Source organism: Deinococcus aestuarii (assembly GCF_018863415.1).
In the GTDB taxonomy this organism is placed as follows: Bacteria; Deinococcota; Deinococci; order Deinococcales; family Deinococcaceae; genus Deinococcus; species Deinococcus aestuarii.
In genome coordinates this window covers 1-17798 of record NZ_JAHKSN010000007.1, presented here as the reverse complement: position 1 = coordinate 17798, position 17798 = coordinate 1, and the positions used below count along the sequence as shown (strand labels likewise).

The window sequence follows — 17798 nt, the reverse complement described above, 5'->3', positions numbered from 1 at the left end:
ACAGTTTCCGGGATGCGTGCCCCGTCTCCCCGCTTTGCCCGCCACGCCGCCCTTCGCCTCGGCCTGCTGGGGGCGCTGCTCGGCCCTCCCGCGCAGGCCCTGATCGTGCCGCTGAGCGGCTGGACGCCCGTGAACGGGAACGCGAACGTCTGGACCGACCCGGCGGGCGCGTGCCTGTTGCGGGAAGAACGCCACGGGCAGCCCCTTCCGGCCTTCGTGACCCAGGACCAGGCGCTCACCTTCGCCAAACGCCTCCAGACCTCGCTGGGCAAGGGCGAGGTGCGCGAGGTCGTGACGCAGCCTGTCGGGCGGGCGGGGGGCTGGGCCGTGCTCGCCGCGTACACCTACGAGGACGCGGGGGTGGATTACCGGATCAGCCAGCTCTATGTCAGCGACTCGGGCCTGTTGCGCACGGTGACGGGCAGCAGCGCCCAGCACGAGGCGAGCACGTGCGTGAACGAGATGCGCGAGTTCCTGCGGTATCTGGCGAACTGAGGAAAAGTCGGAGGGCGGGGACTTGCTACGCTCTGCCCTATGGCCCGCAGCGTCAACCCCATTCAGGACCGGGCCCGGCGCGCGGCGCTGGAGAAGGCGGCCTACCTCGCCCTGTACGAGCGGGGCTACGCGGGCGTGACCCTCGCCGACATCGCCGGGCACGCGGGGGTCAGCAAGGGCACCCTCGCCTACCACTTCGGGAGCCGGGCCGGGCTGCTCGCGGCGGTCATGCGCAGATTCACCCGCACGATCACGGTCGCCACCCGGCGGGCCCTGCGGCAGGCGGAGACGCCCGGGGCCAAGTTGCGCGCCTACGTGGAAAACCAGTTCTACGGGGTGGAGAACACCCGGCGCTTTTACACGGTGTCGCTCGACTTCCTCGCCGCCGCCACCCGCGACCCCGCCCTGATGGACGTGCAGCGCGACTTCCAGCGCGAGACGCTGGCCCTCGACCTCGAACTCGCGCGGCTGGCGGGGGAGGCGGGCGCCCCCGAGCGGGCGAGGCTGCTGCGCGCCCTCGTCGAGGGCCTGAGCGTGCGCTTCCTCGCCGACCCGGAACCGGACCTCTCCGCCTACCGGGCCGAGTGCCTGCGGGGCCTGCGCGCCCTGCTGGGCTGGGAGGCTTAGGCCACCGGCAGCCCCGCCAGCGCCGCCGCTATCGCCCTCGCCCCCTCGATCAGCCGCGGACCGGGACGGCCCAGCCCGCTTTCCGGCACGCAGACGACCGGCACGCCCAGTCCGCGCGCCTCGATCACCTCGGGCCGCAGCCGCCTGGCCCCGCACCACGAGCACACGATCAGGTCGGGGCGAGCGGCCCGGACCTCCTCCAGGGTGAGGGGGGAGCTGCGGCCCGGACGCCCGGCGAGGGCGTTCACGGCCCCCAGCGTTCCCAGCAGCCCCGTGACCCACGAGTCGCGCGTCGCCGCGATGATCGGGCGGGGCCACCACTCCACGAGCACGCGCGGCGGGCGGGGAAAGGGCCGGGCGAGGGCGCGCAGGTCCGCCTCCAGCCGGGCGGCGAGCGCCTCTCCCCTCTCGGGCAGACCGACCGCCGCGCCGATCTCGCGGATGTCGCGCAGGGTGCCTTCCACGCTGACGGGATCGAGGACCAGGGTGGGCAGGCCTGCCGCCCGCAGTCCGTCCACCACCCGCTCCATGCCGGGCACGCTCAGGCTCGCCAGCACGAGGTCGGGCCGGGCCGAGCGCAGCGCCCCCACGTCGATGTTCAGGTCGGGGCCCACGCGCACGGCGCCCTCCAGGCCGGGGGCGTCGCTGTGGCCGTCCACGGCGACCACCCGGCCCGCCACCCCCAGCGCGGCGAGGATATCCGAGTTGCTGGCGGTCAGGGAGGCGAGGCGCATGGGGGCAGGGTAGCGGTCCCGGGGGGCCGTGAACAGGCGCCGGGGGGCGCAGGGCCCGTCCAGGGACGCCGCGAAACTTTGCCGTGCAGGACACGTTTTCGGGGAGCCGAAATCGCATTTGAACGGTGCCCGTCGCGGTCAAACGCCCCCTGACCGTGTGGTAGGGTGAGGCGCTATGAAGAACACCTTCGCCGTCACCATGACGCTGCTGCTGGCGCTCACGCTGGGCGGCTCGTTTGCCGGGTACCGCATCGCCACGACGCCCCACCACGAGGAGGGGGTGGGGGCCGCCGGGAAGCTCGCCGAGGGCGAGACCCCCGGGGGCGGGGACCCCACCACCGGCAAGGTCGTGAGCGAGGAGGCGCCGTCGGCGCGTGAGGCGGCCACCGGGGCGGCGGGCGCTCCCGGGGCGCTGGGCGACGTGATGCAGGACCAGGCGGGCGGCACCCAGTCGGGCGAGAACGGCGCGGTCGCCGCCCCCGGCAGCGAGTCGAACACCGGCACCCAGACGGGCGAGGCCCAGGAGGGCGACGCGCAAGACGGCGGCGCCGGGGAGGCCGGGGAGGCGAGCCCCGGCGAGGGCGGCGCGACCTCGGCGGCGGGCAATGCCGAGAGCGGCTCGGCGCCGGGGGTCTCCGAGGACCAGGCCCCCGCCGCGGGGGTGAGCCCGGAAGACGGCCAGGGAACGGGCGCCGACGCGCCCTCCCCGACCGCGGCCCAGAGCGACGAGACCACTCAGCTCGGGCAAACCGGGGCCTCCAACGTCGAGCGCGGCATGGCCGCCGACCCGGCCACGGGCGACGCCAAGGCCGCCGAGGTCGCCAACGCGATCACCGGCAACACCGCCGACGGTCAGGCGAAGTTCGTCTCCGCGTGCGCGGGCTGCCACGGCCAGCAGGGCCAGGGCGGCATCGGCCCGAACCTCGTCGCGACGGAGGGACCCCGGAGCTGGCAACTGGCGCAGTTCGAGGCCGCCCTGCGCGAGGGCCACGCCCCGGGCCGCGACCTCGGCGCCGTGATGCCCCGCTTCACCGAAGAGCAGCTCAGCGACGAGGATGTGCTCAACATCTACACCTACCTGCGCTCGGTGAACTGAGCCCCTCGCCTCCCCGGGCCCGCCCCTCCAGGCGGGCTTTATTCTTGGGGGGTGACGTGCGGCCCGCTGTTGACCACCACTCCTCTCAAGGACTGGGAGAGGGTGGAAGCGGCCACCCCGGACGCCCTGCCCACGGCGCCGGGCCTGCTCGTGCCCCACGACGGTGGGCCCGTGGCCGACGTGCGGGACCGGCCCGACCGCTGGGCGCTGCTGACCCTGGTGTCGGGGGCGTTGAGGCGCGGCGTGCCGGTGCTCGCCTGGGGCACGGGCGCGGCCCTCGTCGGGCGGGCGCTGGGGGCGCGGGTGGGGGCGGGTGAGCCCGGCAACGCGGACCCTCCCCTCGCCTCCGAGTGGAGTGAGCCCCCCCGGGGTGCCGCCGTGGAGCGGTGGGCGGGCGAGGTCCCGCTGCTCTGGCGGCTGGGCACCGTGACCGCCTGGGCCGGGGTGACGTTGCCGGACGAGGTGCGGACCGAGTTTTTGGCGGGGCTGGGCCAGACCGCGCCGCGTTCTGCGGGATCGCCCCTGGAAGAGGTCGGCGGGGAGGCGGCGCTGCGGACCCTGCTCACCGACTTCTACGCCCGGGCGCGGGTGGACGATCTGCTCGGCCCGGTCTTCGAGACGCACGTGGAGGACTGGGAGGCCCACCTGGACCGGGTGACGGCCTTCTGGGTGACGCTGCTGGGCGGTGGGGCCGTCTGGCGCGGCCACCTGAACGAGGTCCACGCGGGGCTGGGGCTCCGGGGGCTCCACCTCGCGCGCTGGCTGGCCCTCTTCGGGGACTCGGCGCGGGCGCACCTCTCGCCGGGGGCGGCGGCCCTCCTGACCTCGCGGGCGGAGGCGATGGGGGCGCGTTTGGGCGCGCGTCGGAACCCTCCTCATACCGGGGGCGTACCGTAGGGGTATGGCTCCCTTCAACATTCCCTTCCTGTCCAAGGCCGCCGAGCAGCTTCCCAACGGACTGAGCCGCCCGACCTGGGTCATCCTCGACCTGACCGGCCCCTACCCCGCTCGGCAGCCCGCCAACCCCATCCAGGCGCTGCTGAGCCGCGAGGAGACGCTGGAGGCCCTGGGGGCCCGGGTGGAGAAGCTGCAAGACGCCGACTGGCTGCACGGGGTCCTCGTCCGCTTCTCGGAGTTCACGGCGGCCCCGGCGACGGCCCACGCGGTGCGGGGAATCCTCTCGCGGCTGGCGGAGGACAAGCGGGTCGTCGCCTTCCTGCCGCAGCTCACGATGACGGCCCTGATCGCGGCGAGCGGGGCGCGCGAGGTCGTGGCCCCCGAGTCGGCGGACGTGATGGTGCCGGGCTTCGCGGTCGAGCCGACCTTCCTGGGCGCTTTCCTGAAAAAGCACGGCATCGAGTTCGAGAACCTGCGCATCCGCGAGTACAAGGCGGCCCTGACCCGCTTCTCGCAGGAGGCGATGGACGACGCCAACCGCGAGCAGCTCTCCGCCTTCCTCGCCGGGCTGGAAACCGCCTGGGCGCGCGACCTCGCCGCCGCGCGGGGGGTGAGCGAGGACGCAGCCCGCGCGTGGCTGACCGGGGACCTGACGAGCGCCCGCGCCGCCCTGGAGGCGGGGCTGATCACGGGCGTCGCCTACGAGGACGAACTCGTCGGCCCCGGCACCCGGCCCCTGGCGGCGGTGCTCGACCTGCTGATGCCGTCAGGGCGCGGGGGCGCGAAGGCGGGGCGGGTCGCCGTCGTTCCGGTGATCGGCACCATCGTCACCGGCAAGAGCCGCAACAACTCGCTGCCCCTGCCGCTCCTGGGCGGCCCGATGGCGGGGTCGGACACGGTGGTCGCCTCCTTACGGCGGGCCAAGAAGGACGACAAGACCAAGGCCATCGTCTTGTACGTGGACAGTGGGGGCGGCTCGGCGCTGGCGTCGGACCTGATCTGGCGGGAGGTCGCCACCTCCGACAAGCCCGTCGTCGCCGTGATGGGCGAGTACGCGGCGAGCGGCGGCTACTACGTCCTCACACATGCCAGGCGGGTGATCGCCAGCCCCTACACGCTGACGGGCAGCATCGGCGTGGTGAGCGGCAAGCCCGTGATGCGCGAGTTCAACGCCCGCCAGGGCTTCCGGCCCGAGCCCGTGGGCCGCGAGCGCGCCCTGATGTACTCCCCCTCCCGCCCCTACAGCGAGGACGAGCGGGCCCTGGTCGAGCGCGGCATCGGCGAGGTCTACGACCGCTTCGTGAGCCGGGTGGCCGAGGGCCGCCACCTCTCCCCGGGGCGCGTGAACGAGATCGGGCGGGGCCGCATCTGGAGTGGTCTCGACGCCCTGAATCTCGGCCTGGTGGACGAGCTGGGCGACCTCCACACCGGCATCGAGCGGGCGCGCGAACTCGCCGGGCTCTCCGGGGACGCCCCCGTCTGGAACGTCACCCCCGCCAAGACGGGCCCCCTCCCCGAGTTCGCCCGCGAGGCCGCCCGCGCCGTGGGGCTGGAGGTCTGGCCCTTCGGGCGCGAGCGGGTGCTGACGTGGCTGGATACGGAGGTGAAGGTCCGGTAAGTGGGGGAGTGGTCAGTCGTCAGTGGGAGGAGAGGAGGTGAACGCCAATCCGGGTGCGTCCACCTCCTCCCCTTTTGTTCATTTCCCAACCCACTCCCCACCCCTCAGCCCGTCGCCTCCTCGTACGCCGCGATCTGCCCCCGGATCACGTCCAGGCTCCCCTCCCAGAAGTCGGGCGCGTGGAGGTCGATCCCGAAACGGGCCGCGAGGGTGCGGGCGTCCGCGAGGCCGGTGCTGGAGAGGAGGTCGTCGTAGCGGGCCTGGAAGCTGGCCTCCTCGCCCCGTTCCTTCGCCTGCACGTACTGGGCGTACAGGCCCAGGCCAAAGAGCAAACCGAAAGTATACGGGTAGTTGTAATAGGCGAGGCTGTAGTAGTGCGGCTTGACCGCCCACATGTGGGGGTGGAGGGTCGCCAGCGCGTCGCCGTAGGTCTCCCGCTGCGCCCAGGTCATCAGGTCGCCCAGTTCGCCCGGGGTGAGGTCGCGCTCCGCCCGCTTCTCGAACACCGCCCGCTCGAAGAGGAAGCGCGAGTGGATGTCCACCACGACCTGCGCGTGGCCGAGGAGCTGGGTTTCGAGGACGTAGAGCCGCTCCGCCCCGGTCGCCCGCTCCAGCGCGGCGTTCTGGATGATCGTCTCGCAGAAGATGCTCGCCGTCTCCGCGAGGGTCATCGGCGTCTCGCGTTGCAGGGGCGTATGGACGGACTTGAGCAGGTTGTGGTAGCCGTGCCCGAGTTCGTGCGCCAGGGTGCTCACGCTGTCGAGGCTGGGGTCGTGGTTCATCAGGATGCGGCTGGCGTCCCCCTCCCAGGACATGCAAAACGCCCCGCCGCGTTTGCCCTCGCGCGGCCCGGCGTCAATCCAGCCCTCCCGGAAGGCGCGGGCCGCGAAGTCCCCGAGGCGGTCCGAGTAGGAGCGGAATTGCGCCTCCACGAAGCGCGTCCCCGTCCCGTACGTCCACTCGGTCCCGGAGCGGCCCACCGGGGCGAAGAGGTCCCACCAGTCGAGCTTCCCCTTGCCGAGCGCACGGGCTTTGGCGGCGAAGTAGCGCCGGAAGTCGGGAAAGGACCGCACCACCGCCCCCTGCATCGCCTCCAGCGTCTCGCGGTCGATGCCGTGCGCGAGCAGGCTGGGGGCCACGCTGTCTGGGAAACCCCGGCGCGTGCTCAGAGTGCCCTCCTCCCCCTTCACCCCGTTCATGGCGGCGGCGAGGACGACCTCGGCGTTCTCCCAGACTTTGATTTCCGCGTCGAAGGCGCCTTTGCGCACCCCCTCCCCGGGATCGGTGGCGAGGGCGCGCAGGGCGGTGACGGGCAAGTTCTCGCCCCGGAACTCCCCGGTGAGCTGGCTCGTCACGTTGCCGTGGAGCTTGGCCCAGCCCCCCGCCCCGCTGGGCCGCAGCCGGGCGGCGAGGTCTTCCTCCTGCGGGCTCATCTGGTGCCGGGCATACTCCACACTGCGGCGGATCAGGTGCTCGTGGGCGCGGGCCACGTCGGACGCGGCGAGCAGCACCTCTACGTCCCCCTCGCCCAGCCACGCGGTCAGGCGTGAGCGCAGGGGCCCGAGCGGCAGGCTCAGGGTGGTGAGGTCACCCATGCGCTCCTGGGCCAGCGAGTCGCGGCTGTCGGTCGTGACGAAGGCGGACACGAAGCCGCGCAGGCGGGAGAGGAGCCCAGCCACCTCATTCAGCCCGTCCAGCACCCGCGCCAGGGCCTCCGGCGTCGCCACGGAGCCGCCCTTGCGCACGCCCAGCTCGTCGAAGGCGGCCTCCAACGCCGCCACCCGGGCACGCAGCTTTGCGAGGTCGGCGGTAAGGCGGGAGTCGTCCAGGCCCGCGTACAGGTCGTCGGTGCGCCAGCGCGGCAGCTCGTCCGCCCGGGGGTGCAAGGTGGTCATGGGGGGCAGTGTACGCGCTCGCTGGGCCGGGACGGTTTGGCCTGACGTGTCCTCCGTCCAGATCAAGCCCTACAGGAAATGGTTCCCCCAAGAGAGATGGACATGCGGCTTGAGCTGGAGTTCGAAGGTCTTGAAGTCCGACGCCTCCCCAAACTCGACCACCAGCGCCTCACAACCCTTCTCATTCCGAATCGAACTACGCCGAATCCTGAAGAAATCAACGGCGACGATCTCGGTCTCTTGCAGGGAAAGACGAAGAGACAGGTCGCCGTAGGACGGCAGGATAGAACACACGACCTCCAGGCCGTTTCTCTGCGTCTTGAAGGTGATCGTGTTGAATAGCCACGGCTCCTGCGGGTTGAGAATCTCCGGCTCAGATTCGAAGAGCCAGATCAGCTCGTGGTTTTCAGGGAAATCTTCGATCATCCGCTGGGAGGAGCATAACGAATTGAATGTTTAAAGGAAGAACGCTCCTAGAGAGCCGGAATACGCTTCCCCAAAACCAGCACTTCCAGCCGCTCGGCCACGTTGACGAGGTGGTCGCCCAGCCGCTCCAGGCTGCGGGCCATCCGCCCGGCGGTCAGGGCGACCTCCGTGTCGTCGGGACGCTCCAGCAACCGGGTCACGCTCGCGCGGGTCATCTGCTCGTACAGGGCGTCCACCTCCTCGGCGTCGAGGCGCATCACCTCGCGGGCGGCCCCCACGTCGCGCTCGGCGAAGGCGTAGGCGAGGCGCTCGACCATCTCGACGAGCAGATTCACGAGCGGAAGCACGTCCTGCAAGGTGGCGCTGCGCGTGCGCGGGGCGAGGTGTTCGAGGTCGCGCGCCACCCGCAGGGCGTAGTCGCCGACACGCTCCAGATTCGTCAGGCTGCGAAAGACCATCAGGTGGAAGGCGAGCTCAATCGGCGTGAGCGGCCCGGCGAAGGCGGCGAGGCAGGCGTCCTCGATCTCGCGCTCCAGCAGGTCGGTCTCGCGCTCCAGTTCCCCCGCGCGGGCGGCGAGCCCCGCGTATTCCGCCCGCCCGGAGGCGTCCCGCACGGCGTCGAGTTCCTCCAGCGCGATGCTGAGCATCCGCAGGAACCGGGCCGTCAGGTGCGCCGTGCTCGCCTCGCCGTTCGTCATCCCCGGGAGTATGGTAGCCCCTTGTGAGGGCGGGGTCAGGTCCCGTGAGGGCAGAGGGGACCGCGAGGAAACGCTCAGCCGAAGCGCCCGGTCACGTACGCTTCCGTCCGGTCGTCGCGCGGGCTGGTGAAGACCTGACTCGTCACCCCATGCTCCACGAGGTCGCCGTTGAGGAAAAACGAGGTCGTGTCCGACACCCGCGCCGCCTGGTGCATGTTGTGGGTCACGATGATGATGGTCGTGACCTTCCCCAGGCCCGTCATCAGGTCCTCGATCTTCGCCGTGCTCGCCGGGTCGAGCGCCGAGGTCGGCTCGTCCATCAGGAGGATTTCGGGCTCGACCGCCAGCGCCCGCGCGATACACAGCCGCTGCTGCTGCCCGCCGGATAAGCCGGTCGCGGGCATCTTCAGGCGGTCCTTGACCTCCTCCCAGAGCGCCGCCCCCCGCAGCGAGCGTTCGGCGACCTCCATCAACCGCCCCCTGTCGCGCACGCCCGCGAGCTTGAGGCCGCTCAGCACGTTGTCGAGCACGCTCATGGTGGGAAAGGGGTTGGGCTTCTGGAACACCATGCCCACCCGGCGGCGCATGGTCACCGGGTCCACGCCGGGGCCGTACACGTCCTCGCCGTCGAGGGTGATCCGGCCGGTCACGCGCGCCCCGGGCGTCAGGTCGTGCATCCGGTTGATCGCCCGCAGAAAGGTCGTCTTGCCGCAGCCGCTCGGCCCGATCAGGGCGTTCACGGTGCCGCGCTGAACGTCGAAGTGGACGCCCCGCACGGCCTGCTTGTCACCGTAGTAGATGCTCACGTCTTGCGCGCTGAGAAGGGGGGACATGGGTTCAGAGGCTCCTTATGGGGTGGTGTGGGAGCTTTCAGCCGTCAGCGATCAGCAAAAGGAATGTCTTGTACTGACGGCTGAGAGCTGACCGCTCGCTCACCTGCGGCGGCTCGCCCAGCGGGCCAGCAGGCTGGTGAGGAAGATCAGGGTGATGAGGAGGAGCGCACCGGCCTTGGCGAGGCGCTGGTTCTCGTCGTAGGCGCTCGTGGCGCCCCGGTAGATTTCCAGGGGGAGGGCGCTCATCGGCTTGGTCGGGTCGAGGTTGACGCTGACGTTGCCGAAGGCCGTGAACAGCAGCGGCGCGGCCTCCCCGGCGACGCGGGCGAGGGCGAGCATCACGCCCGTCACGATGCCCCCGGCGGCGGCGGGCAGCACGATCCGCAGGATGACGAGCCACTGGGGCAACCCCAGCGCCAGACCGGCTTCCCGCACGGTGAGGGGCACCAGCTTGAGCACTTCCTCGGTCGTCCGCACGACGATGGGGATCATCAGGAACCCGAGCGCGAGCGCTCCGGCGATGCTCGAGAAGCCGAACTGCAACACGAGCAGCCCGTAGGCGACGAGCCCCATCACGATGGCCGGAATCCCGGCGAGCACGTCGCTGAGCATCCGGACGCTGGGCATCAGCGGGTGGCGCGGGTACTCGGCGAGGAAGATGCCCCCCGCCACGCCGACCCCGACGCCGATCACGCTCGCCATCGCCAGCATGGTCAGGCTTCCGGTGATGGCGTTGAGCAGCCCGCCCCCCGCCTCCCCCTCCGGCGCGGGCGTGCGGGTGAAGAACGCCAGGTTCATCGCCCCCAGCCCCTCGCGCAGCAGGTACACGAAGATCAGGATCAGGGGCGCCACCACGATCACCGTGGCGAGCAAGATCAGGGCGCCCATCAGCAGATTCTTCACCCGCCGGGCCGGGCTGAGCCGGGCGCGGGGACGGGCGGGGGTCGCCGTCGCGGCCCGCATCACTGGATGCCCCTGGGCGTCAGCCGGGCGATGATGAGGCGAGCGGCGAAGTTCACGACCACGCTCAGGAAGAAGAGGGTCAGCCCCAGCGCGACCACGCTCGAACGGTGCAGCCGCTCCTGCGCGTCGCCGAACTGGTTGGCGATCACGGAGGCCATCGTGCTCGCGCCGCCCCACAGGCTCCTGAGAATCTCCTGGCTGTCGCCGATCACCATCGCCACCGCCAGCGTCTCGCCCAGCGCCCGGCCCAGCGCGAGGATCACGCCGCCCAGAATCCCGGCGCGGGCGTAGGGCAAGGTGGCGCGCGAGATGACCTCCCACTTCGTCGCCCCCAGCGCGTACATCGCTTCTCTCTGGTCGGCGGGCACGAGCCGGATCACGTCGCGCGCGACCGACGCCGTGTACGGCAGGATCATCACGGTCAGGATGATGATGGCGAGCGCCAGCCCGCGTCCTCCCGCGCCCGGCGGCACGAGGAAGCACTGGAGGCTCGTCTGGCCCTGCGCCCACAGCTCGTTGCAGCGGGTGATTGTCGGGAGGTTGGCCGGGTCGAGGAAGAAGGCGGTCTGCCAGCGGCCCAGGATCGGCGCGATGACGAAAAGCGCCCACAGCCCGTACACCACGCTGGGCACGGCGGCGAGCAGCTCGATCAGGTAGCCCACGGGCTGCGCCAGCCACTTCGGCGCGTACTCGGCCACGAACAGGGCACTCGCCACCGCCAGGGGAACGCTGATGGCGAGCGCCGCGAGGCTGGTCACGAGCGTGCCGACGATCATGCTCAGGGCGCCGAAGGTCCCCTCGACCGGGTTCCAGGTCCGCTCGGTGAAAAAGCGCCACCCGAAGGTCTGGAGGGCGGGCCACGACTCCCGGGCGAGCTGGTACACGCTCAGCACGAAGACGAGCACGATGACGGAGGCGAGCGCGAGGATCAGGCCCCGGAACACGCGGTCGCCCCCGCTGGAGAGGGCGGCGCTCCGGGCCGGGCGGACGGAGGATCGGCGGGCAGATTCACTCATGGTGGGGTTGACCTCGCGCAGGCGGGCGAGCCTCAGTTCACACGCCGGGTGTCAGCCCGAGGTCAGGCGGCCAGGAGACGGGCGGGGCGGCCCCAAGGGCATGGGCGGCCCCATCCTCCGGGCCGCCCGCGTGGACGTTGCGCGTTCAGAGCTTTTTGCCGCCGTAGGTCATCGAGTTCAGGATGCCCCTGACCTTGCTCGACACGTTGGCGGGCAACCTGGCGTAGTCGAGCGGCTCGTTGAACCCCTGCCCGCTGGTCGTCATCCAGCCGAGCAGGCTTTTGAGGGCCCGGCCCTGTGCCTCGGTGCGGTTGCCGTACTTCTGGTCCTGGTAGAAGATCACGTAGGTGAAGCTGGCGATGGGGTAGGCGTCCGCGTTCGCGCTGTTCGTCAGGCTCACGCGGGTGTCGGCGGGGATCACCACGCCCTGCGCGGCGGCGGCGGCGGGGCCGTTGTCGGCCAGCACGAACTTCCCGGCACGGTTTTGCACGCTGCCGTAGGGGAGCTTGTTCTGCTTGGCATACACCAGCTCGACGTACCCGATGGCGCCCGGCGTGCTCTTCACGACGCCCGCCACGCCGTCGTTGCCCCTGGCCCCGGTGCCAACCGGCCACTGGAGGGAGTTGCCCACGCCGACCTTGCTCTTCCACTCGGGGCTGACCTTGCCGAGGTAATCGGAGAACACGTAGGTCGTGCCCGAGCCGTCGCTGCGCCGCGCCACGGTGACGGGCAGGGGCGGAAGGGTCACGCCGGGGTTGAGCGCCGTGAGGGCCTTGTCGTTCCAGGTCCTGATCTTGCCCAGGTAGATATCGGCGAGCACCCGACCCGTGAACCTCAGCGGTTGCGTCACGCCGGGGATGTTGTAGGCGGGCACGACCGCCCCGATGGCGGTGGGGACGTGCAGGAGTTTGGCGGGCGCCGCCTTCATCGCCTCGTCGCTCATGGGGTTGTCCGAGCCCGCGAAGTCCACGGTGCGCTCGACGATCTGTTTCTGGCCCGCCCCGCTGCCGACCGACTGGTAGTTGACGGTGACGCCGGAGCTTTCCTTGTACTCGGCGAACATCTTGGAGTAGAGGGGATAGGGAAAGCTCGCGCCCGCGCCCGTGAGAGCAGTCTGCGCGGCGGCACTTCCGGTCGTCACCAGGGCGAGGCCCAGGAGAAAGGTCTTCTTCATGCCGCCAGTGTCGGTGCGAACTGTCAGGCGGGCGTCACTGGCGTGTCAGCGGACGGTCAGGAGGGGGCGCGGAACGAAGGGCGCGGTATGAGAGAGGAGCCTCGACTCGTACCGCCTGCTTATCTGGGGTCTGTTGACCAAGAACCTCAATGGAAGTGCCAGCTAAAACTCTATCTCCTCAAAGGCACCAGCCACCAAGTCCCAACACCCCGCGCTCGTGATCTCGGCAGCAGTAGCCCCACGAGCCCCTCCACCTTCGATGGAAAAGTAAGTGCCAGGAATTAACCAACCTGAATCGAACTGAGGAAACCGCGCTTGATCCACTTCTATACGTCGCGGATCAAGCCAAACGGAATCACACTCCGGCCAAAAAAGGAACAGGGAGTCTCGGTGCGAGCCTAGCCGAAAAAATAGCGGTGATCCGGCACAAATTAAGCACTCCGTAACCACGTGATATGCCATGCACCAACGCCTTTAATCCGCCGCGTCCGCCTGCGCGTATTGCAGCCGGTGGAGCCGCGCGTAGTACCCGCCCCGCGCGAGCAGCTCGCGGTGGCTACCCTCCTCCACGATCTTACCCCGGCGCATCACGACGATGCGGTCACAGTGTTCGATGGTGGACAAGCGGTGGGCGATGATGATGCTCGTGCGGCCCAGCATCACCTTCTGGAGGGCCTGCTGGATGCGCAGTTCCGCCTCGGTGTCCACGTTCGCGGTCGCCTCGTCGAGGACGAGCAGGATGTCGGGATTCTGGATCAGCGCCCGCGCGAAGGCGAGGAGCTGCTTTTGCCCGGTCGAGAGGGTCGCGCCGCGCTCGCGGACCTCGGTGTCGTAGCCTTCCGGCAGCGAGACGATGTAGTCGTGGACCCCCACGTACCTGCACGCCTCCACCACCCGCTCGTGGGGGATGTCGGCGTTGCCCAGCGTCAGGTTGCTCTCGATGGTCCCCGCGAAGAGGAACACGTCCTGCAAGACGACCCCGACGTGTTTGCGGAGGTCGTGCTGCGCGAGGTCGCGCACGTCGATCCCGTCCACCTTCACCGCCCCGCGCTGCACGTCGTAGAAGCGGCTCACGAGGGCCGTGACGCTCGTCTTGCCCGCGCCCGTCGCGCCCACCAGGGCCACGCTCTCGCCGGGCTGGATGTGCAGGTCGATCCCGCGCAGAATCCAGCGGTCGTCGGTGTCGGGCGTGTCCCTCGTCACCGTCTGGTCGTAGGCGAACCACACGCCCTCGAAGGCCACCCGGCCCTCGAAGTTCTCCAGCCGTTTGGCGCCGGGCTTGTCGCTGATCTCCTCCTCGGTGTCCAGCACCCCGAAGATGCGCTCGCTGCTCGCCATCGCCGCCTGAAGGTTGTTGAACACGTCCGCGAGGTCCTGGATGGGTTGGAAGAGCTGCTGCGTCCACTGCACGAAGGCGAAGAGGGTGCCCACCGTGATGGCCCCCGCCACCGCCCCGCCCAGCGCCTCCGCCCCCAGAATCTGCCGCGCCGCGAAGTACAGCACGAGCGCGACGGCAACCTGCCCCAGCACCGCGACCGTCGGCATGAAGAGCGAGAACCACCGCACGCTGTTCACGTTCGCGGTCAGGAGCGCCCGGTTCGCGTGGTCGAAGTCGAGCGCCGTGCGGGCCTCGCGCCCGAAGAGCTGGACGGTCAGCATCCCGGTGATGTTCTCGTTGAGCCGGGTGTTCACGATGGCCTGCTGGGCACGGGTCGCCCGGAAGGCGTCGCGCAGCCGGGTCCGGAAGAAGTTGGTGGCGAGGTAGAGCACGGGCAGCACCGCGAAGGAGACCAGCGCGAGCTGCCAGTTCACCCGCAGCATGATCACCACGTACGCCGTGATCAGGAACGCACTCTGGATCAGGCTGACGAGCCCACCCGTGATGAACTGGTTGATCGCGTCCACGTCGCTCGTGACGCGGGTGATCAGCCGCCCGACCGGGTTCTGGTCGAAATACGCGAGGTGCAGCCGCTGGAGCTTGCCGAACACGTCCGCCCGGATGTCCCGCAGCACGTTCTGCCCGAGATACCCGATGGCGAGCGTGAAGCCGTACTGGAGGCCGAACTCCACCACCTTGAGGGCCATGTACCCCAGGGCGGCGAGGGTCAGCCCCCGGTACAGGTCGTCGGGGCTCAGCGTCCGGTCGCGCTCGAAGGGCAGCAGGTAGGCGTCGATGGCGTGCCGCTGGATCAGGCCGAACACGGGCTGCGCGACGGCGATCAGCAGGGCGAGGACGACGCCGAGGACCACCAGCCACACGTAGGGCCTCAGGTACACGAAGATGCGGCGGGTAAGCCGGGCGTCGAACCCCTTCTGGCTCACGTCGAGGGTGTCGGGCTGGGTCACTTCACGGCCTCCGGGATCTGGAGTTCGAGGTCGTCGGCGGCCACCTCCGGGTCGAGGGTGGGCTGGTCCTCCGCGTCGAGGTCGCTGGCGAGACGCTGAAGGCGCTCGAGTTCGGCGTAATGCCCGCCCAGCGCGAGGAGGTCGTCGTGCGTCCCCTGTTCGACCACCCGGCCCTCTTCCAGCACCACGATCTGGTCGGCGTGCCGCAGGGTGCTCACCCGGTGCCCGATCAGGAGGACGGTGCGCCCCCGGCTGATCTCCCGCAGCCCGTCGAGGATGCGCCGCTCGGTCTCGGTGTCCACCGCCGAGAGGCTGTCGTCGAGGATCAGGATGCTTGGATTGCGCACGATGGCCCGCGCGATGGCCGTGCGCTGCCGCTGCCCGCCGCTGAGGGTCACCCCGCGCTCACCGAGCATCGTGTCGTACCCGGCGGGAAAGTTCTCCACGTCCCCCGCGAGGCCCGCCAGCCGCGCCGCCTCCCGCACCCGGCCCAGGTCGGGCTGCTGGGGCATCTCGGGGGGCGGCGGGGTCGTCACCACGCTCACCCCGGTCGGGACGGCGGGCAGGTCGCGCCCCTCCAGCCCGAAGCCGATGTTGTTGGCGATGGTGTCGCTGAAGAGAAAGGGTTCTTGCGGCACGACCGCGATGTTCTCCCGCAGGGTCCGCAACGGGACCTCGCGCACGTCGTGGCCGTCGATCCGCACCACGCCGCCCGTCGGGTCCATGCTGCGGGTGATGAGGCTCGCCAGGACCGTCTTGCCGCTCCCGGTCGGCCCGGTGATCCCCACGAAGGTCCCGGCGGGAATGTGCAGATTCACCCCGTCGAGCACCGCGCGGTCGCCGTAGCGCAGCGACACGTTCTCGAAGCTCACGTCGCCGCGCAGGGTGCGGATACCCGGCTGGGTGCGCCCGCGCTCGTCGTACACATTGGGCCGGGCCTCCAGCAACTCGCGCAGCCGCAGCCACGAGGCCAGCCCGCGCTGGGTGATTCCGGTGATCCAGCCCACCATCAGCATCGGCCACGTCAGGCGCTCCAGCGTGCCCACGAACTGCACGAACATGCCGACCGTGAAGGAGCCGTCGTTGGCGGGGTTCAGGATCAGCCGCCCGCCCACGAGGAGGATCAGGCCGAAGGCGATGCCGATCAACAGGCTCATGAACGCGCGCAGGGGGCCGTCCACCTTCGCCAGGGCGATGTTGCGCCGCAGGAGTTCGAGGTTCATCGCCCGGTAGTCGGCAACCTCGCGGTCCTCGATGGCGTACCCCTTCACGACGCGGGCGCCGCTGAAGTTCTCCTGCGCCTTGGCGGCGATCAGGCTGTTTTGCTCCTGCGCGAGGGTGTGACGTTTGTTGATGAGCCGCGCGAGGTAGGTCAGGATGCCCACGATGATCGGCAGCACGGCCAGGACGATCAGGGTGAGCTGCCAGCTCAGGCCGAACATCACGGCGAAGGCGGTGGCGAAGCCCGAGACGATGTTCACGACCTGCCACGCGCCGAAGCCCAGCATCTCGCGCACGGCGCTGAGGTCCCCGGTGAGGCGGTTCATGATGTCGCCCGTCCGCGCCCGGTCGTAGTACCCCTTGTCGAGGGTCTGGAGGTTCGCGTAGATGTCCCGGCGGATCTCGTACTCCGTCTGCCGCGAGGCGATCACGATCTGCCGCCGCATGACCAGCATCAGCGCCCCGGCGGTGGTCGCCGCCAGGACGATCCCGAGCGCGTAGAGCCCGACCTGCCCGAGCGTGACGCCCGGGGTGCCCGGACTGGCGTCGGTCGCCCCCGTCAGCCCGTCGATGGTCAGGCGGATGAAGTAGTACGGCAGCAGGTTCACGGCATTGGCGACCACCACCGCGAACAGGCCGATCACGTACTGCCGCGTGTGAAGCCGCAGGTACGGCCAGAGGGTTCGCAGACTGTCCAAGGGTTCACCTCAGGAAAAAGGATGGGGGGAGGCCACACGGTCCAGGGCCGCGGGAAGCCCGAAAGGCGGCCAGTCTACGCCCCCTGACCGAGCCATGAATGCGCGCAATGGCGGAGTCCCCTGGTTCCGGAGACAGGGCAAACGTTAATCCACAGACGCCCCTCTGCGGCGCGCGCGCCGTGTTGACACCCCCGGGGTCCGATGCTACTATTCACAGCCGGAAGTCAGCGCCCAGGCGTGCCGCTTCCGTGCTCAGGGACCTGCTCCGCGTGTTCCGGCGTGCAGGAAGGGTGCCACTCTAGCTCAACTGGTAGAGCACCCGACTTGTAATCGGAAGGTTGGGAGTTCGATTCTCCTGAGTGGCTCCACTCTGTCTCACAGGTCAGGGCCAGGGACAATCCGGGTAGGTGGCCGAGTGGTTAAAGGCGACAGACTGTAAATCTGTTCACGTACGTGTACGGCGGTTCGAATCCGCCCCTGCCCACCACACGCGGGAATAGCTCAGTTGGTAGAGCGTCAGCTTCCCAAGCTGAATGTCGCGAGTTCGAGTCTCGTTTCCCGCTTTTTCCGCTCTTGTAGCTCAGTGGTAGAGCACTCCCTTGGTAAGGGAGAGGTCGTCGGTTCAATCCCGACCAAGAGCTCCAGCCCAGAACGTGGCCCGCTTTCCCGGCAGGCCACGTTTGCCTTGATGGGGTTGGGCTGGCAGCTTGCGTGAGGCATCGTCCGAGTCGCACAGTCGGACCCGCCCAGCCTTGTATGCTGTTCAGGCCCGTCCCGCAGCCGGGACACCAGCTTTCAGGAGGATTCGAGTATGGCAAAAGGAACGTTTGAGCGGACGAAGCCCCACGTGAACGTGGGGACGATTGGGCACGTCGACCACGGCAAGACCACGCTGACCGCGGCGATCACCTTCACGGCGGCGGCGGCGGACCCGACGGTCGAGAAGCTGGCCTACGACCAGATCGACAAGGCCCCCGAGGAAAAGGCCCGCGGCATCACCATCAACACCGCCCACGTCGAGTACAACACCCCCACCCGCCACTACTCCCACGTCGACTGCC

Annotated in this window: 16 protein-coding genes and 4 tRNA genes; 10 read left to right on the top strand and 10 right to left on the bottom strand. The window is 69.9% G+C overall.

Going from position 1 to position 17798, the window contains the following annotated elements:
* The first annotated feature begins 12 nt into the window (after positions 1-12).
* Both IC605_RS10560 and IC605_RS10555 read left to right on the top strand, forming a co-directional pair.
* The gene (locus IC605_RS10560) at positions 13-495 is read left to right on the top strand and encodes a hypothetical protein (protein ID WP_216323089.1); all 483 of its coding nucleotides are present in this window, start codon (positions 13-15) and stop codon (positions 493-495) included.
* 39 nt (positions 496-534) lie between these two features.
* Entirely contained in the window at positions 535-1122 is a 588-nt protein-coding gene (locus IC605_RS10555; RefSeq protein WP_216323086.1) for a TetR/AcrR family transcriptional regulator, read from the top strand.
* On the opposite strand, the gene IC605_RS10550 is transcribed toward IC605_RS10555, so the two are convergent.
* Positions 1119-1856: a helical backbone metal receptor gene (locus IC605_RS10550; protein ID WP_216323083.1), complete on the bottom strand. Its 738-nt coding sequence runs from the start codon at positions 1854-1856 to the stop codon at positions 1119-1121. The two genes, IC605_RS10555 and IC605_RS10550, sit on opposite strands and share 4 nt — an antisense overlap.
* A 175-nt stretch (positions 1857-2031) precedes the next feature.
* Between IC605_RS10550 and IC605_RS10545 the strand changes: the two genes are divergently transcribed.
* The 3 genes from IC605_RS10545 (at position 2032) to IC605_RS10535 (ending at position 5467) form a co-directional block, all read left to right on the top strand.
* Positions 2032-2952, top strand: coding sequence for a c-type cytochrome (locus tag IC605_RS10545; RefSeq protein WP_216323079.1), 921 nt, complete (start codon positions 2032-2034; stop codon positions 2950-2952).
* Between the two features lie 69 nt (positions 2953-3021).
* Positions 3022-3849, top strand: coding sequence for a group III truncated hemoglobin (locus IC605_RS10540; protein WP_246580694.1), 828 nt, complete (start codon positions 3022-3024; stop codon positions 3847-3849).
* Between the two features lie 4 nt (positions 3850-3853).
* A complete protein-coding gene (locus IC605_RS10535) occupies positions 3854-5467 on the top strand; it encodes a S49 family peptidase (protein WP_216323073.1) in 1614 nt (537 codons plus the stop codon).
* A gap of 104 nt (positions 5468-5571) precedes the next feature.
* On the opposite strand, the gene IC605_RS10530 is transcribed toward IC605_RS10535, so the two are convergent.
* The 9 genes from IC605_RS10530 to IC605_RS10490 form a co-directional block, all read right to left on the bottom strand.
* Positions 5572-7362, bottom strand: coding sequence for a M3 family oligoendopeptidase (locus IC605_RS10530; protein WP_216323070.1), 1791 nt, complete (start codon positions 7360-7362; stop codon positions 5572-5574).
* Positions 7363-7431: 69 nt separating this feature from the next.
* Positions 7432-7788 carry a hypothetical protein gene (locus IC605_RS10525; protein ID WP_216323067.1) on the bottom strand — a complete coding sequence of 119 codons (357 nt, stop codon included), beginning with the start codon at positions 7786-7788 and terminating at the stop codon, positions 7432-7434.
* Positions 7789-7835: 47 nt separating this feature from the next.
* Positions 7836-8486 (bottom strand): phosphate signaling complex PhoU family protein, encoded by a 651-nt coding sequence (locus IC605_RS10520; protein ID WP_216323064.1) that lies wholly within the window; start codon positions 8484-8486, stop codon positions 7836-7838.
* Between the two features lie 74 nt (positions 8487-8560).
* Positions 8561-9319: a phosphate ABC transporter ATP-binding protein PstB gene (gene pstB, locus IC605_RS10515; protein ID WP_216323062.1), complete on the bottom strand. Its 759-nt coding sequence runs from the start codon at positions 9317-9319 to the stop codon at positions 8561-8563.
* A 99-nt stretch (positions 9320-9418) separates the two neighbouring features.
* The gene (pstA, locus tag IC605_RS10510) at positions 9419-10282 is read right to left on the bottom strand and encodes a phosphate ABC transporter permease PstA (RefSeq protein WP_216323059.1); all 864 of its coding nucleotides are present in this window, start codon (positions 10280-10282) and stop codon (positions 9419-9421) included.
* Complete coding sequence (gene pstC / locus IC605_RS10505; protein ID WP_216323055.1) at positions 10282-11298, bottom strand: phosphate ABC transporter permease subunit PstC; 1017 nt, start codon at positions 11296-11298, stop codon at positions 10282-10284. The genes pstA and pstC overlap by 1 nt, the downstream gene beginning before the upstream one ends.
* 145 nt (positions 11299-11443) lie before the next feature.
* Positions 11444-12472, bottom strand: a complete 1029-nt coding sequence (pstS, locus tag IC605_RS10500; RefSeq protein ID WP_216323052.1) for a phosphate ABC transporter substrate-binding protein PstS — start codon at positions 12470-12472, stop codon at positions 11444-11446.
* A gap of 474 nt (positions 12473-12946) precedes the next feature.
* A complete protein-coding gene (locus IC605_RS10495; RefSeq protein ID WP_216323049.1) occupies positions 12947-14818 on the bottom strand; it encodes an ABC transporter ATP-binding protein in 1872 nt (623 codons plus the stop codon).
* Positions 14815-16737 carry an ABC transporter ATP-binding protein gene (locus tag IC605_RS10490; protein WP_216323046.1) on the bottom strand — a complete coding sequence of 641 codons (1923 nt, stop codon included), beginning with the start codon at positions 16735-16737 and terminating at the stop codon, positions 14815-14817. The genes IC605_RS10495 and IC605_RS10490 overlap by 4 nt, the downstream gene beginning before the upstream one ends.
* A 292-nt stretch (positions 16738-17029) precedes the next feature.
* Here IC605_RS10490 and IC605_RS10485 point away from each other — a divergent pair.
* From IC605_RS10485 to IC605_RS10465, 5 genes are all read left to right on the top strand, one after another.
* A tRNA-Thr gene (locus tag IC605_RS10485) sits at positions 17030-17105 on the top strand.
* A gap of 33 nt (positions 17106-17138) precedes the next feature.
* A tRNA-Tyr gene (locus IC605_RS10480) sits at positions 17139-17224 on the top strand.
* Positions 17225-17227: 3 nt separating this feature from the next.
* Positions 17228-17300: transfer RNA gene (locus tag IC605_RS10475), tRNA-Gly, on the top strand.
* 6 nt (positions 17301-17306) lie between these two features.
* Positions 17307-17381, top strand: a tRNA-Thr gene (locus IC605_RS10470).
* Between the two features lie 167 nt (positions 17382-17548).
* Positions 17549-17798, top strand: a 250-nt coding sequence (locus tag IC605_RS10465) for a GTP-binding protein (RefSeq protein WP_246580693.1), incomplete at its 3' end; no start/stop codon positions are given.